Below are 15879 nucleotides of genomic sequence, written 5' to 3'. Positions count from 1 at the left end.
CGGAAGTATGACGATTATTTAACGTTCAATGCGTTAGCGGATTAACTCAGCCGCATTATCGGTTCGTTACGCTATTATTGAAAGGATAGTTAATCATTAAGGAAATCAACATGCGCTATTCTGCTTTGACGCTTTTAGTGCCGTGCGCGCTGCTGCTCAGCGCCTGCACCACCACGGTGACACCGGCTTTTAAGGATATCGGGACACGCAGCGGTCCGTGCATTGACGGCGGCCCGGATGCCGTGGCTCAACAGTTCTATGATTACCGCATTTCGCATCGCAGCAGCGATCTCACCGCTCTGCGCCCGTACCTGAGTGACAACCTGGCGAAACTGCTTAACGATGCCTCGCGCGATCCGCAGCACAACGCGCTGCTGAAATCCGATCCGTTCTCCAGCCGCACCACGCTGCCTGAACGCGCAGACGTCTCCAGCGCCTCTACCATCCCGAACACCGATGCGCGCAACATCCCGCTGCGAGTCAAACTGACGCAAGGCAGCCAGACCTGGCAGGATGAAGTGCTGATGATCCGTGAGGGCCAGTGCTGGGCTATAGATGACGTGCGCTACATCGGCGGCAGCGTCCACGCCCCAGCCGGTACGCTTCGCCAGTCGATAGAGAATCGTTAGTTCAAAAAAGTTTCCCCCGTAAAATGTGCGGCATTTCGAGAGGAATGCCGACATTTATTCTCGCCCCCTATGCCCTTCGCTATTTTGTGCTATGTTTAAACGTGAATACGGTTTATATTTAACTTTTAACGCATAAATATTGCATAACTATTCTGTCAACGGTACTATCTGCGGCCTCAATTGCTATAGATTGCCTGGATGAGTAAAGACTGCCCCGATGAGTATTCAACTAAACGGCATTAACTGCTTCTACGGCGCACACCAGGCGCTGTTCGACATCACGCTGAACTGCCCAGAGGGCGAAACGCTGGTTTTGCTCGGCCCAAGCGGTGCGGGCAAAAGCTCACTGCTGCGCGTCCTCAATCTGCTTGAAATGCCACGTTCCGGCACGCTCGCGATTGCCGGAAATCATTTCGATTTCGCCAAAGCCCCTTCTGATAAAGCGATCCGCGATCTGCGTCAGAACGTCGGCATGGTGTTTCAGCAATACAATCTCTGGCCGCACCTCACCGTGCAGCAAAACCTGATTGAAGCGCCCTGCCGCGTGCTGGGTTTAAGCAAAGATCAGGCCCTCGCCCGCGCTGAAAAGCTGCTTGAACGTCTGCGCTTAAAACCTTACAGCGATCGCTATCCGCTGCACCTGTCCGGTGGACAGCAACAGCGTGTCGCCATTGCCCGTGCGCTGATGATGGAGCCGCAGGTACTGCTGTTCGATGAGCCTACCGCCGCACTGGACCCGGAAATTACCGCCCAGATCGTCAGCATCATCCGCGAGCTGGCCGAAACCAATATCACACAGGTGATCGTGACCCATGAAGTGGAAGTGGCGCGCAAAACCGCCAGCCGCGTGGTGTACATGGAAAACGGTCATATTGTTGAACAAGGTGATGCGAGCTGCTTTACCGCCCCGCAAACCGACGCCTTTAAAAACTATTTATCTCACTGATGTGTTAGGGAAAATGACAATGAAAAAAGTACTGATAGCCGCGCTGCTTGCCAGCGTCAGCCTTTCCGCTACCGCAGCACAGACGATTCGTTTTGCCATGGAAGCGTCTTACCCTCCGTTTGAATCCATGGATGCCAGCAATAAGATCGTAGGCTTCGATGTGGATCTGGCGAACGCGCTGTGTAAAGAGATCGACGCCACCTGTACCTTTACCAACCAGGCGTTCGACAGCCTGATCCCAAGCCTGAAGTTCCGTCGTTTCGACGCGGTGATTTCCGGAATGGACATCACGCCAGAACGTGAAAAACAGGTGCTGTTCACTCAGCCGTACTATGAAAACTCAGCCCTGTTCGTCGGTCAGAAAGGCAAAATTGCTGATATCGCCGCGCTGAAGGGCAAAAAAGTCGGTATGCAGAACGGCTCCACGCACCAGAAATTCATCACCGACAAGCACCCGGAAATCACCGTTGTGCCTTACGACAGCTACATGAACGCCAAGCTGGATATGCAGAATGGTCGTATTGATGCCGTATTCGGTGACACCGCCGTGGTCACCGAGTGGCTGAAAGCCGATCCGAAACTGGCCGCTATCGGCGACAAAGTAACGGACAAAGATTACTTCGGTACCGGTCTGGGTATCGCTGTTCGTCAGGGCAACACTGACCTGCAGCAGAAGCTCAATACTGCGCTGGATAAAGTGAAAAAAGACGGCACGTACGAAACCATCTATTCCAAATGGTTCCAGAAGTAAGATCTGATGAACGAAATTTTTCCTTTAGCAAGTGCCGCCGGGATGACCGTCGGCCTTGCCGTTTGCGCACTCATTATCGGCCTTGTGCTGGCGATGTTCTTTGCGGTGTGGGAGTCAGCCAAATGGCGCCCGGTCGCATGGGCGGGCTCAGCGCTGGTGACGGTTCTGCGCGGGCTGCCGGAAATCCTGGTGGTTCTGTTTATCTATTTCGGCTCCTCACAGCTGCTGCTAACGCTGTCGGACGGCTTTACCCTTAACCTCGGCTTTGCGCAGATCCCGGTGCAGATGCAGATTGAAAACTTTGACGTCAGCCCGTTCCTGTGCGGCGTGATTGCCCTTTCTCTGCTCTACTCCGCCTATGCGTCTCAGACGCTGCGCGGCGCGCTGAAAGCGGTGCCTGTGGGTCAGTGGGAATCCGGCCAGGCGCTGGGCTTATCGAAAGCCGCCATTTTCTTCCGCCTGGTGATGCCGCAGATGTGGCGGCATGCCCTGCCGGGTTTGGGCAACCAGTGGCTGGTGCTGTTGAAAGACACCGCGCTGGTGAGCCTGATTAGCGTGAACGATTTAATGCTGCAAACTAAAAGCATCGCCACCCGCACCCAGGAGCCTTTCACCTGGTATATCGTTGCGGCGGCTATCTACCTGGTGATCACGTTGCTGAGCCAGTACGTTCTCAAACGTATTGATCTGCGCGCAACGCGTTTTGAACGGAGACCAGGCTGATGCTTGAGTATTTACCGGAGCTGATGAAAGGGCTGCACACCAGCCTGACGTTGACCGTGGCGTCTATCGTGGTGGCACTGATTCTGGCCCTCTTTTTCACCATCGTGCTGACGCTGAAAACGCCGGTGCTGGTGTGGGTGGTTCGCGCCTATATCACACTTTTTACCGGTACGCCGCTGCTGGTGCAGATCTTCCTGATTTACTACGGACCGGGCCAGTTCCCGTCGCTGCAGAACTACCCGGTTATCTGGCATCTGCTGTCTGAACCCTGGCTGTGCGCGCTGATTGCGCTCTCCCTGAACAGTGCGGCGTATACCACGCAACTGTTTTATGGTGCGATTCGCGCCATTCCGGAAGGCCAGTGGCAGTCCTGCGGGGCGCTGGGCATGAGCAAGAAAGACACGCTGGCGATCCTGCTGCCGTATGCGTTCAAACGCGCGCTCTCTTCCTACTCCAACGAAGTGGTGCTGGTGTTTAAAAGTACCTCTCTGGCTTACACCATTACGCTGATGGAAGTCATGGGCCACGGCCAGCTGTTGTACGGACGCACCTATGATGTGATGGTCTTTGGCGCAGCTGGTCTGGTTTACCTGGTGGTGAACGGCCTGCTGACCCTGCTGATGCGTCTTATCGAGAACAAAGCGCTGGCCTTTGAGCGTCGAAACTAACTGCATAATCACTGCATCACGAAAACGGGTAAGTCTAACGACTGCCCGTTTTTTTTATTTCAATAAAAATACTTAATCATAAATATTGCATACAAATTCATTAACTGGCATTGTACATCCATGCCGCAGACACGGCGCATAATGACAAGATTGACAGACGGGAGCATTAAAATGAAAAAGTTAGTTCTGGCTGCATTACTGGCAACATTCGCCGCAGGCGCATCGGCTGCAGATAAAATCAATTTCGGCGTTTCGGCGACCTATCCGCCGTTCGAATCGCTGGATGCCAGCAACCAGATCGTGGGTTTTGATATCGACCTCGCTAAAGCGCTGTGCAAACAGATGCAGGCCGACTGCACATTCACTAATCACGCGTTCGACAGCCTGATCCCGTCTCTGAAATTCAAAAAATATGACGCGGTGATTTCCGGTATGGACATCACGCCAGAGCGTAGCAAGCAGGTCTCCTTTACCGACCCGTACTACGCCAACTCCGCGGTGGTGATTGCGAAGAAAGGGGCTTACACCTCTTTTGATCAGCTGAAAGGCAAACGCATCGGGATGGAAAACGGCACCACGCACCAGAAATACCTGCAGGATAAGCATCCGGAAGTGAAAACCGTGGCCTATGACAGCTACCAGAACGCGATCATCGACCTGAAAAATGGCCGTATTGACGGGGTCTTTGGCGATACGGCGGTGGTGAACGAGTGGCTGAAAACCAATCCACAGCTGGGTACCGCGACCGAGAAAGTGACCGATCCGCAGTATTTCGGCACCGGTCTGGGTATCGCTGTACGCCCGGATAACAAAGCCCTGCTGGAAAAACTGAACGGCGCGCTGAAAGCGATTAAAACTGACGGGACTTACCAGAAAATTAGCGACCAGTGGTTCCCGCAGTAATTTTAAAATGATATTGCCGGGTGGCGGTTACGCCGCCCGGTTTTTCTTAAAGCGGCACAAAAAAGCGGAATGTCGCCCCCGGTTCAGAATCCAGCAGAATGATCCCGCCCCCATGTAGCTCCAGCATCTTTTTCACGATTAACAGCCCTAACCCACCGCGATTCTCCCGCGACGCCTGCTGGCTCAATGCCGAGGGGCGCTGGAACAATTCTTCGCGCAACGACGCCTCAATGCCCGGCCCGCTGTCGGTCACTTCTACCTGCAGCTGTTCATTCTCCTGCCACACGGAGAGCCGGATATCGCCGCCCGACGGCGTATGACGCACGGCGTTATCCAGCAGATTCGTCACTACCCGCTCGATCATCGACACATCGGCAAACACCAGCGGCAGCGGCCCCGGCACGTCGATATGCAGCTGAAGCTGGCGCGTCTGGGCGGTCAGTTCGAATTTTTGTGCCACGTCAGAGATCAGTTCCGCCATCGCAAAACGCTCGCGCTGCGGCTTGATGCCGCCGTGCTCCAGCCGGGCCAGCTCAAACAGCTGCTGCGAGAGATGACGCACTTTTTGCCCCTGTCTGAGCGCCGTCGCCAGATACTGCTGATGCTGCGCGGCGCTCAGGGTGGCGGATTTCAGCGACAGGGTTTCCAGATAGCCCAGTAACGACGTCAGCGGCGTGCGTAAATCGTGAGAGATATTGGCGATAAATTCCCGGCGCTGCCGGTCGCTGTCGGCCAGCCGGTCCCACTGCGCGGTGATCTGGCGCGCCAGCTCGATAAACGTATTGCGCAGCTGCGTCACTTCATCCGCCGAGCCTGGCACCGGCGTTTGCGCTGCCAGCTGTTTAATGGCGCTGATACTGTCCTGCTCCAGTCCGGACACTTCCGCCGTCAGCCTTTTTACCGGCCGCGTGACCCAGTACCAGACCAGTCCGCCCGCCAGCAGGGCAAAGCCAGCCACCAGCAGCAGAGACCACATTACCGTGCTCCAGAGCGTCTTGTGCCACGCCATATCCGCCAGAGCGTTAAACTCCTCGCCCTGCAGGATAATATACAGATAGCCGCGCAGCTCCCCGTCCTGGCGCAGCGGCGTTACGCTAAACACTTTCTGTTTATCCAGGCTGCGTGGATCGTCACCGTACACCGGCCAGCTGGTGCCACTGAGAAAGGTTTGCAGCGGCGCGATGGCGATTTTTTGCCGCTTAATATGGCCCGGCGGTGCGGCGTCGGCCAGCAGATCGCCATCGGGTGAGATCACGTACAGTTCAACGCTGGGATTATAGGTCATCAGCCGATCAAACAGCGGTTTCAGGCGGCTGCGGTCAACGCCCCCTTCGGCGTCCAGCACCGGCTCGCGCTGAAGGATCTGCTGCGCCAGACTGCTGGAAAGACGCTGCACCATGGCGTTACCGTACTGTTTGCTGGCGTAGAGCTGCACCACGCAGGCCACGGTGGCACAGAGGATCAGCAGCAGGATAAACAGCAGCGTCAGCCGCTGACTGAGGCTAAGACGTCGCATCATGGTTCAATTCCGCAAATTTGTACCCTTTGCCCCAGACGGTGCGAATAATTTCCGGCTCGGCGGCATCTTTTTCGATTTTGATCCGCAGGCGGTTAATGTGGGTGTTAACGGTGTGCTCGTAGCCTTCGTGCTGATACCCCCAGACCTGTTCCAGCAGCGCCAGCCGGGAAAAGACCTCGCCGGGGTGACGGGCAAAAAACCAGAGCAACTCGAATTCGCGCGGCGTGAGATCCACCTCTTTGCCGTGCAGACGCACGCTGCGCGCGAGCGGATCAAGCGTCAGCCCGTGCGCGACAATCGTGCCGCTGGTCTGCGCCTGCCCCATCGCCTGATGACGGCGAAACAGGGCTTTGATACGGGCAATCAGCTCCTGGACGGAGAAGGGTTTGGCCAGGTAATCGTCGGCGCCGGTTTCAAGCCCGGTGATGCGGTCGGTTTCACTGCTGCGGGCGCTGATGATGATAATCGGCAGATAGCGGGTAAGCTGACGGATGCGGCGGCAGATCTCCAGGCCGTCCACGTTCGGGAGCATCAGATCGAGGATCACCGCGTCCCAGTGGGTGCGGTCGAGCAACTGCAATGCCCGCGCGCCGTCCGCTTCGTGCGTGATCGCATAGCCTTCGTCTTCGAGGTTTAATCGCAGCAGTGACGCGATATCGCTGTCGTCTTCCACCAGCAGGATGTGCTTCATCGGTAAGCCTTACTTCATCGTGAATAGTTCAAGCTTACCTGATTTTAGGGCATGGAAGAGTTCACATTTTGTTGAAGATTGTACGGGAGGGTGTCGGGCGGCGCTGCGCTGACCCGACTTATCTTTTTTATCTGCGAGTCAGCAGCGTCAACACTTCATAGTGCGCCGTATGTGGGAACATATCGAAAAGCTGTACCCGCTCGACGCGATACCCCGACATCATCGCGATATCTTTGGCCATGGTCTGCGCATTGCAGCTGGAGTAGATAAGGGTTTTTGGCGCCATCTGGCTCAGGTATTCGCAGAGAGCTTTACCGATGCCGCGACGCGGAGGGTTCACCAGCACCAGGTCCGGGACGCTGCCCTGCCCCGTGGCGAACTGCGTGGAGTCCAGCGCCTGGAAATGGAGATCCGTTAAGCCCAGCTCGGCGGCAGACTGCTTCGCGCAGGCAATCGCCTCGGCGGAGATCTCGATCCCGGTCAATTTCATGTTCGGTGTCGCGCAGTGCAGGCCAAATCCGCCGACCCCGCAGAAGAGATCCCACATGTGATCGATATTTAACGCCTGCACCCAGTCACGCGCCGTGGCGTACAGTCGGCTGGCAACCACCGGGTTGGTCTGGAAGAAACTGTGCGGGCGGATCCACAACGGCACGCCGTTGAAATTCTCGGCCAGCGCCTGCTGTTCAGTGAAGAAGATCTCTTTCTCCCCTTCCATGATCGCCATATGCACCGGCTGAATGTTCGCGGTAATCAGCTTCAGCTGCGGCAGCTGCTGTTGCAGCCAGGGGAGCGCTGCGCGCAGTTGTTCAAGCTTGGTTTCAGAGCGCAGCACAAAGCGCAGCATCATCCCGCCGTCGAGCTGGCTTTCCGTCAGCAGGAGATATTTCAGCTCCCCGCGCTGGCGGGCAACGTTGTAAGGCGTCAGACCGGCGCGGGCGATAAAGGGTTTCAGCGCGGCAAACACCGGCTCAAAGGAGGCGGGATAGAGCGGACAATCCGTGAGATCTTCTGGCGTGCCGTCGCGATGCAGCATGCCGAGCAGCGGCCTTTCGACGCTACCGCTGACCACCATTTTGGCTTTATTGCGAAAGCCCTGCTCCGGTCCACTAACGGGCGCGCACCACTCCGCGACCGGATGTTCAACAAGCAGCTGCTGGAGATCGGCCATTTTGGCGGTAAGTTGCTGGGAAACCGGCTGTTCTATCCACTGACAGGAGCGGCAGCGACCGGCGTCATAAAGTGCGCACTGCATAGGAAAACCTCATTGTTCGCGAGGGCAGCGATTATACACATTATTGCAAGCGGAAGAACCGTCGGCTGGATGCCGGGACAAACAGCAGGAACAGTACCAACAGATCAGGCAATTTCTGCATCACCAGTGAACGGAAAATTTCCCGTTTCGACTCCCCGGCAATACTGAACAGCTCAGGGTAGCCGTATCCAATCGAGGCGGCCCACAGATACCCCGTGGCGATCACCTGAGTCAGCAGGTAGACCCAGCGCGCCCAGTTACGCCCTTTCGCCAGGGAAAAGGCGCAGTAAATCTCGACGAACACCAGCACCAGGCTTGCGAAAAAGACCAGCGTCAGATTCCATGTCTGTACGCTGCGATGGATAAACTCGACCACGCCCCGCACGCCGAGCATGTTAAACACCATCAGCAAATCCAGGCAGCGAATCAGAATAATGGCGAGCGCAGCTACCTGCACCAGTGCAGGTACATTGAGGCGCGCATGCGAATGTCGTGATTTGGTAAACAGTCCCAATGTTTTTACTTCCCTGAAAAACAGTGCCGCGACAGGCGCGGCACTTCATTGAGAATTTTAAATGCTTCAGCCGCGTCTTGCACGCTGGATATCACGCACACGCTGTTTTTCCGCCCGCGCCATCAGATACCAGGCGATAAAACCGACAATACCCACCACACCGAGGATGATCGACGCCAGGGCGTTGATCTCCGGGTTAACGCCCATCCGCACGCTGGAGAAGACCAGCATCGGCAGCGTGGTCGCCCCAGGCCCGGAGACGAAGCTGGCGATCACCAGATCGTCCAGAGACAGGGTAAACGCCAGCAGCCAGCCGGAAATCACCGCAGGCATGATCATCGGAAGCGTAATGATGAAGAAGACCTTCAGCGGCGTTGCACCGAGATCCATCGCCGCCTCTTCGATGGAGTGATCCAGTTCGCGCAGGCGCGACGAAATCACCACAGCCACATAGGAGGTACAGAAAGTCACATGCGCCAGCCAGATCGTCAGCATGCCGCGATCAGCCGGCCAGCCGATGGCGTGCGCCAGCGCGACAAACAGCAGCAGCAGCGACAGACCGGTAATCACATCAGGCATGACCAGCGGCGCGGTGATCATAAAGGCAAAGCCGTTCGAGCCACGGAAGCGACCAAAACGCACCATCACCATCGCTGCAATCGTGCCGAGAATCGACGCCATGGTCGCCGCACAGGCGGCGATGGTCAGACTCAGCCCCACCGCGCTCATCATCGCGTCATCGCGGAACAGTTCCCCGTACCAGCGCGTCGACCAGCCCGCCCAGACCGTCACCAGTTTGGAGCTGTTAAACGAGTAGATGACCAGCATCAGCATCGGCGCGTAGAGGAAGGTAAAGCCGAGCACCAGAATCACAATTCGCCACGGGGAGCGCACCACCGGTAAGTTGTTCATCCGTGATCTCCCATCTGTTTTTGCTGATGTTTGTGGAACCACATGATCGGCACGATCAGCAGAAGCAACATCACAATCGCCACCGCCGACGCCACCGGCCAGTCGCGGTTATTGAAGAACTCCTGCCACAGCACGCGGCCAATCATGATGCTGTCCGGGCCGCCGAGCAGTTCCGGGATCACGAACTCGCCCACCGCCGGGATAAAGACCAGCATAGACCCCGCAATAATCCCGCCTTTGGTCAGCGGCACAATCACCTGGAAGAAGGTTTTCAGAGGACGTGCGCCGAGATCCAGCGAAGCTTCCACCAGCGAGTAGTCAATCCGCGTCAGCGCCGTGTAAATCGGCAGCACCATAAACGGCAGATAGGCGTACACAATCCCGATATAGACCGCCAGATTGGTGTGCAAAATCGTCAGCGGCTGATCGATAACGCCGAGCCACATCAGGACATTATTCAGCACCCCGTTGTTTTTCAGAATGCCCATCCAGGCATACACGCGGATCAGGAACGATGTCCACGACGGCAAAATCACCAGCAGCAGCAGAATGTTCCGCGTCGAGGGTTTGCTGTGCGCTACCGCCCAGGCGAGCGGATAGCCCATCGCCAGACAGCATATTGTCGAGATCGCCGCCACCTGCAGCGACTGCAGATAAGCTTCAAAATAGAGCGGATCGTCTGTGAGCTGAAGGAAATTCCCGAGATTAAGGGTGATCGACAGCTGGCCGTCGGCCCACTCCATCAGATTGGTGTACGGCGGGATCGCGCGCGCCATCTCTGCGAGGCTGATTTTAAAGACGATCAAAAACGGCAGCAGGAACAGCAGGATCAGCCATACGTACGGCATGGCAATGACCAGCTTACGGCCATGCGCCATCTGCATGCGCGTCAGCCACTGCGCGAAACCGCCCGTTTTTTGCACGCGGGCCGGTGGTTCAAGTGTATTCATGGCCACTCCTTATACCGTCAGCACGACGCAGCTGTCCGCATCCCAGCACAGGCGCACTTCGTCGCCCCAGGTCGGCAGCCCCTTACGGTAGCGGTGTTCATTCTGCAACTGGGCGCTGATCATCTGCCCGCTTTTGAGGCGCACGTGATAGATCGAGAGATCGCCCAGATAGGCAATATGAACCACTTCGCCGACGGCAAAGTTATAGCCATCCGCAGGCGGCTCTTCGCAAAGCATGATTTTTTCCGGGCGCAGGGCCACGTAGACCGGGACGTTGTCGACAATCGACGCGTCCGGATCGACTTTGAGCGGATGCACCAGCCCCGGCGAATCAATCACCAGACCGTCCTCCTGACGATCCTTCAGCAGCCCTTCGAAGACGTTGACCGAGCCAATAAACTCGGCGCTGTAGCGGGTGGTCGGATGCTCATAAATCTCTTCCGGCTCGCCGATTTGCACGAACTTACCGCGATTCATGATCGCGATACGCCCGGCCATGGTCATCGCCTCTTCCTGATCGTGTGTGACCATCACGCAGGTCGCGCCGACGCGCTCAAGGATATCCACCACTTCGAGCTGCATGCGGTCGCGCAGTTTTTTATCAAGCGCCCCCATCGGTTCGTCGAGGAGCAGCAGTTTCGGGCGTTTTGCCAGGCTTCTCGCCAGCGCCACGCGCTGACGCTGGCCGCCGGAAAGCTGATGCGGCTTACGTTTCGCAAACTCCTGCATGTGCACCAGGCTCAGCATTTCCGCCACGCGTGCGGCGATTTCCGCTTTCGGCAGCTTGTCCTGCTTGAGGCCAAAGGCAATGTTCTGCTCCACCGTCATGTGGGGAAACAGCGCGTAGGACTGGAACATCATATTGATCGGGCGTTCATAGGGAGGAACGCGGGAGAGGTCGACACCATCCAGCATAATTTGTCCGGACGTCGGTTGTTCAAATCCGGCCAGCATGCGCAGCAGCGTGGATTTCCCGCAGCCTGATGCGCCAAGCAGCGCAAAAATTTCGCCTTTATAAATCGTCAGACTGACGTCGTCCACGGCGTGCTGGCCGTCGAACGATTTGGTCAGATTACGGACTTCGAGGAGCGGAGTCAGCGCTTTACGGGTTTTCGCCTGCGGGCGGGGGATGGTTTCATTCACGGGGTGCTCTCCGGCAGAAATCTAAAATAGTGCAAACGCACCCGAACGGTGCGTTTTGCCGGGCAGCGCAACGCGTGCCCGGCCTGCATAACCGCTGTTATTTACCGCTTTTCACCTTCGTCCACGCGCGGGTACGCACGCGGTCGATTTTCGGATCCTGCACTTTCAGAGTGAACATTTTGGCGCGCACGTCAGCCGGTGGGTAAATCCCCGGATTATCACGCACTTCCGCGCTCACCAGCGGTGTCGCTTCTTTGTTGGCGTTGGCGTAGAAGACGTGGTCGGAGATATGCGCAATCACGTCCGGACGCAGCAGATAGTTAAGGAACTGATAGGCTTCGTCTTTGTTTTTCGCATCCGCAGGCATCGCGAAGACGTCGAAGAAGGCCATCGCCCCCTCTTTCGGAATCGAATAGGAGATGTTCACGCCGTTTTTGGCTTCTTTCGCGCGATTCGCCGCCTGCCAGACGTCCCCCGCCCAGCCAATCGCCACGCAGATGTCACCGTTGGCGAGATCGTTAATGTACTGGGAGGAGTGGAAGTAACGAATGTTTGGACGCAGCTTCAGCAGCAGATCCGTCGCCGGGCCGGTGTAGTCATCGGCTTTGGTGCTGTTCGGATCTTTGCCGAGGTAGTTCAGCACGGTGGCGAACACCTCTTCAGGCGCATCAAGGAAGGAGACGCCGCAGCTTTTCAGTTTTTCGAGGTTTTCTGGTTTCAGCACCAGATCCCAGCTGTTCACCGGCGCATCTGCACCCAGCGCTTTTTTCACTTTGTCGACGTTATAGCCAATGCCGGTGGTTGCCCACATGTACGGCATGGCGAATTTGTTTTCCGGGTCATGTTTGGCGATAAGCTTCAGCAGCTCAGGATCGAGGTTTTTCCAGTTTGGCAGTTTGCTTTTGTCCAGCGGCTGGAACACGCCCGCGGTGAGCTGACGCTCAAGGAAGCTGGCTGACGGCACGACCAGGTCGAAGCCAGTGCTGCCTGCCATCAGTTTGCCTTCCAGCACTTCGTTAGAGTCGAAGACGTCGTAAACCACTTTAATCCCGGTCTCTTTTTCGAAATTCGCAACCGTGTCCGGCGCGATATAATCAGACCAGTTATAGACATGCAGCGTTTTTTGTTCCGCAGCGAGCGTGCCGGCAGAGACAGCCATCAGAGCACCCGCAACCAGACCCGATAACCATTTTTTATTCAAGGCGATCATATCGTTATTCCTTATGAAAGCTCGTTAACTGTTGTTAACAAACGAACTACAACCATGCAATTGGTGATATGCAAGAATCATGCATACTTTGTCGCTCTGCCTGACGCAAAAGAAAAAATCTTTTGGCAGTTTTTGCTCGCTTTTTTAAGCTCCGCAAGAATAACTGTAGCCCGTGCCCCAGGCTATAGCCCAGATTAAAAAACGCCTTTTATCAATTTTTTATGCAGGATCTGTCTATGTGATAAGCCGAAATGGCCTGCGATGAGGTGAATAATTCTTTAAAGAAAGGTTACAGGCAGAGGAAAATTTTGTGATGCGCAGCCGCCATGGCAGCGACTGCGTGCAGGTCGGAAAGGCTTAGTGCAGGAACGATTCGCGTGAATCGTTATTCTCCATTTCCTCTTCCGTGGTAAAGAGTAAATGGTGCGCGCTGGCTTCCAGCATGACCATGGAAATCTGCTCTTCGCTCTGGCGCATAAACCAGGCAAACTGCTTAAACGACACCCCTGCCCCGGCGAATAAAGACTGGCAAACCACCAGCTTTGGCAGATTATCATCCTGTATGTCGAGAAATGCTTTCACCGTCAAAGAACCGGCATTAATGGCCGACAAATCAGACGCCAACGCCAGTAATGCCGAGGGCTTGACCTCCGCCAGCGCCGAGAAAAGCACAACGTCGTTAATCAGATCGATTTTGGCATCAAACACGCCGTCGAAATTTTGCATATGTGGCAGGTGCAACGCCTGACAGGAATCACACTCAAAATAGGTGATGCCTGCATCGTCGAGCCATTGACGTAACGTATCCAGTGTTGGAACGACCTGTAAATCCATAGCAGTGCAGCCTCTTAGATAAAAACTTCGCTTAGATTACGCAAAAAATGCAGCCCTAACCACCCGTTTTCAGGCAAAAGCCCGGCGTGGCGTGGCGTTCGATCCAGGAGATCATTTTACCGGCGATATCTATTCCGGTGGTTTTTTCGATGCCTTCAAGGCCGGGTGACGCATTGACTTCCATCACCAGCGGCCCGCGATGAGCGCGCAGAATATCGACCCCTGCAATATCCAGCCCCAGGGTTTGCGCCGCTTTGATGGCAATCTCGCGTTCGCGATCGCTGATGTCAGCGATCCGCGCCACGCCACCCCGGTGCAGATTCGAGCGAAAATCACCGTCTTTCGCCTGACGTTCAATGGCAGCCACCACTTCGTCGCCGACCACCAGGCAACGAATATCGCGCCCTTTCGCCTCTTCAATATATTCCTGCACCAGAATATGGGCGTTGAGACCGCGAAAGGCGTCGATCACGCTCTCGGCAGCCTGGCGCGTTTCGGCCAGCACCACGCCGATACCCTGTGTGCCTTCCACCAGTTTCACCACCAGCGGCGCGCCGCCGACCATGTCGATCAGATCGCTGGTGTCGTCTGGCGAATGGGCAATGCCGGTGACAGGCAGATCGATCCCCTGACGGGCGAGCAGTTGCAGGGAGCGGAGCTTGTCACGCGCGCGGGTAATGGCGACAGATTCATTCAGCGGATAGCTGCCGAGCATTTCGAACTGGCGCAGCGCGGCGGTGCCGTAGAAGGTAATTTGCGAGCCGATGCGAGGGATCACCGCATCGAAGTGCGGCAGATGACGGCCTTTGTAATGTATCGAGGACGCCGCCGGGCTGATGTTCATATAGCACGACAGCGGGTCGAGGATCTCAACCAGATGGCCACGCTTATTAGCTGCCTCAAGCAGACGTTTACACGAATAGAGCGTTCCATCCCGGGACAAAATGGCAATTTTCACCCTGCACCTCTCTAAAGACTCGATAAAAGCCTGCGTATCATACACGCAGGCTGGCACAGGATGAATGGACTTAACGCACAGCCCAGCCCTGTTTATGCAAATAGTCGAGAATAAACGGACGGTTTTCTTTAATGATGGTGCGACGGATGTGATCGCTCCAGGTATCGCGGCGATTATTGCTTCCGCGCGACAGATAGTAGCTGGCGAGCTCTTCGTCATACTGGGCGAGAACCTGCGCATCCACCGGCTGGTAGTGATTTTCGTGCACAAGCATCGCCGCTGGCATACGCGGCTTGAGATCCGGGTTATCTGCCGGCCAGCCGAGGCACAGGCCAAATAGCGGTAAAACGTGTTTTGGCAACGCCAGCAGTTCGGTCACCTCGTTGATATTGTTACGCAGGCCGCCGATGTACACGCCGCCTAAACCCAGGGATTCCGCCGCCGTCAGCGCATTTTGCGCCATCATCGCCGTGTCCACGACGCCAAGCAGCAGCTGTTCCGCCAGGCCCAATTGGGCGTCCGGGCAGATTTGCAGATGGCGGTTGAAGTCGGCACAAAACACCCAAAACTCGGCGGCCTGCGCCACGTGCGGTTGACCGCCGGTGAGTGTCACCAGCTTTTCACGCATTGCAGGGTCGGTGATACGAATAATCGATGTGCACTGCAAAAAGCTGGAACTGGAAGTGGCTCTCGCGCTGTCCACAATCGCCTCACGCTCGGCGTCGCTGATTGGCCGATCGGTAAAATGGCGGATGGAACGGTGGGCGCGAATGGTATCAATAGTCGGCGTCATTAGGTCTCTCTTTTGTCTGTCTGAACGCGGTTTGACAGCCAGTATAGGCAAAGAAAAGTGTGATGTAATTGGCAAAACATAGTCTGTAAGTATTAAAGCGACAGGTAAAACCTGCTTTCCATGAGCAAGGGTTATCGGGCACACTAAGCGCCATTCGCCGTCGGGCTTACGTTTTGAGGAGAGAGATATGTTTGCAGTGATTTTTGGACGTCCGGGATGCCCTTACTGCGTCCGCGCTAAAGAACTGGCAGAAAAACTGACCGCCGAGCGCGATGATTTTAACTTCCGTTACGTGGATATCCACGCGGAAGGCATCAGCAAAGCCGATCTGGAAAAAACCGTGGGTAAACCTGTTGAAACTGTTCCGCAGATTTTCCTCGATCAGACGCACATTGGCGGCTTCACCGATTTCGAAGCCTACGCGAAAGAAAATCTGGGACTGTTTGCAGCCCAGTAACGCGATAACGCCCTCTCAGGAGG

The 15879-nt window shown here is 55.9% G+C and carries 18 protein-coding genes; 7 read left to right on the top strand and 11 right to left on the bottom strand.

What is annotated here, in order from left to right:
* The first annotated feature begins 110 nt into the window (after nt 1–110).
* From ACB496_RS07145 to artJ, 6 genes are all read left to right on the top strand, one after another.
* Nucleotides 111–629, top strand: a complete 519-nt coding sequence (locus ACB496_RS07145; RefSeq protein ID WP_371974747.1) for a lipoprotein — start codon at nt 111–113, stop codon at nt 627–629.
* A 217-nt stretch (nt 630–846) separates the two neighbouring features.
* Entirely contained in the window at nt 847–1575 is a 729-nt protein-coding gene (gene artP, locus ACB496_RS07140) for an arginine ABC transporter ATP-binding protein ArtP (RefSeq protein ID WP_100777037.1), read from the top strand.
* Between the two features lie 19 nt (nt 1576–1594).
* Nucleotides 1595–2326, top strand: coding sequence for an arginine ABC transporter substrate-binding protein ArtI (artI, locus tag ACB496_RS07135; RefSeq protein ID WP_102105164.1), 732 nt, complete (start codon nt 1595–1597; stop codon nt 2324–2326).
* Between the two features lie 6 nt (nt 2327–2332).
* Nucleotides 2333–3049, top strand: coding sequence for an arginine ABC transporter permease ArtQ (gene artQ / locus ACB496_RS07130; RefSeq protein WP_100777039.1), 717 nt, complete (start codon nt 2333–2335; stop codon nt 3047–3049).
* A complete protein-coding gene (gene artM / locus ACB496_RS07125; protein ID WP_100777040.1) occupies nt 3049–3717 on the top strand; it encodes an arginine ABC transporter permease ArtM in 669 nt (222 codons plus the stop codon). The genes artQ and artM overlap by 1 nt, the downstream gene beginning before the upstream one ends.
* Nucleotides 3718–3888: 171 nt before the next feature.
* Nucleotides 3889–4620, top strand: a complete 732-nt coding sequence (gene artJ, locus ACB496_RS07120) for an arginine ABC transporter substrate-binding protein ArtJ (RefSeq protein WP_100777041.1) — start codon at nt 3889–3891, stop codon at nt 4618–4620.
* Between the two features lie 46 nt (nt 4621–4666).
* On the opposite strand, the gene ACB496_RS07115 is transcribed toward artJ, so the two are convergent.
* The 11 genes from ACB496_RS07115 to nfsA all read right to left on the bottom strand — a co-directional run bounded on the left by ACB496_RS07115 (nt 4667) and on the right by nfsA (nt 15399).
* Nucleotides 4667–6139: a sensor histidine kinase gene (locus tag ACB496_RS07115; protein WP_371974746.1), complete on the bottom strand. Its 1473-nt coding sequence runs from the start codon at nt 6137–6139 to the stop codon at nt 4667–4669.
* A complete protein-coding gene (locus ACB496_RS07110; RefSeq protein ID WP_371974745.1) occupies nt 6123–6830 on the bottom strand; it encodes a response regulator transcription factor in 708 nt (235 codons plus the stop codon). The genes ACB496_RS07115 and ACB496_RS07110 overlap by 17 nt, the downstream gene beginning before the upstream one ends.
* Before the next feature lie 127 nt (nt 6831–6957).
* Entirely contained in the window at nt 6958–8085 is a 1128-nt protein-coding gene (gene rlmC, locus ACB496_RS07105; protein ID WP_371974744.1) for a 23S rRNA (uracil(747)-C(5))-methyltransferase RlmC, read from the bottom strand.
* 40 nt (nt 8086–8125) lie between these two features.
* The gene (locus tag ACB496_RS07100; protein WP_228483451.1) at nt 8126–8623 is read right to left on the bottom strand and encodes a YbjO family protein; all 498 of its coding nucleotides are present in this window, start codon (nt 8621–8623) and stop codon (nt 8126–8128) included.
* Between the two features lie 42 nt (nt 8624–8665).
* The gene (potI, locus tag ACB496_RS07095; protein WP_371974743.1) at nt 8666–9511 is read right to left on the bottom strand and encodes a putrescine ABC transporter permease PotI; all 846 of its coding nucleotides are present in this window, start codon (nt 9509–9511) and stop codon (nt 8666–8668) included.
* Complete coding sequence (gene potH, locus ACB496_RS07090; protein ID WP_194513546.1) at nt 9508–10461, bottom strand: putrescine ABC transporter permease PotH; 954 nt, start codon at nt 10459–10461, stop codon at nt 9508–9510. The genes potI and potH overlap by 4 nt, the downstream gene beginning before the upstream one ends.
* 9 nt (nt 10462–10470) lie before the next feature.
* The gene (potG, locus tag ACB496_RS07085) at nt 10471–11604 is read right to left on the bottom strand and encodes a putrescine ABC transporter ATP-binding subunit PotG (RefSeq protein WP_100777048.1); all 1134 of its coding nucleotides are present in this window, start codon (nt 11602–11604) and stop codon (nt 10471–10473) included.
* A gap of 97 nt (nt 11605–11701) precedes the next feature.
* On the bottom strand, nt 11702–12814 hold the full coding sequence (gene potF, locus ACB496_RS07080; RefSeq protein ID WP_100777049.1) for a spermidine/putrescine ABC transporter substrate-binding protein PotF: 1113 nt from the start codon (nt 12812–12814) through the stop codon (nt 11702–11704).
* A gap of 357 nt (nt 12815–13171) precedes the next feature.
* A complete protein-coding gene (locus ACB496_RS07075; RefSeq protein WP_100777050.1) occupies nt 13172–13648 on the bottom strand; it encodes a YbjN domain-containing protein in 477 nt (158 codons plus the stop codon).
* A gap of 55 nt (nt 13649–13703) precedes the next feature.
* Complete coding sequence (rimK, locus tag ACB496_RS07070; protein WP_100777051.1) at nt 13704–14606, bottom strand: 30S ribosomal protein S6--L-glutamate ligase; 903 nt, start codon at nt 14604–14606, stop codon at nt 13704–13706.
* A 70-nt stretch (nt 14607–14676) separates the two neighbouring features.
* A complete protein-coding gene (gene nfsA, locus ACB496_RS07065) occupies nt 14677–15399 on the bottom strand; it encodes a nitroreductase NfsA (RefSeq protein WP_371974742.1) in 723 nt (240 codons plus the stop codon).
* A 187-nt stretch (nt 15400–15586) separates the two neighbouring features.
* Between nfsA and ACB496_RS07060 the strand changes: the two genes are divergently transcribed.
* Complete coding sequence (locus ACB496_RS07060) at nt 15587–15856, top strand: GrxA family glutaredoxin (RefSeq protein ID WP_095281388.1); 270 nt, start codon at nt 15587–15589, stop codon at nt 15854–15856.
* The last annotated feature ends 23 nt before the right edge of the window (nt 15857–15879 follow it).

The organism is Lelliottia nimipressuralis (assembly GCF_041464075.1).
Classification (GTDB): Bacteria; Pseudomonadota; Gammaproteobacteria; order Enterobacterales; family Enterobacteriaceae; genus Enterobacter; species Enterobacter nimipressuralis.
The sequence above is the reverse complement of the archived record's forward strand: the minus strand, read 5'-3'. Positions and strand labels throughout refer to the sequence as shown.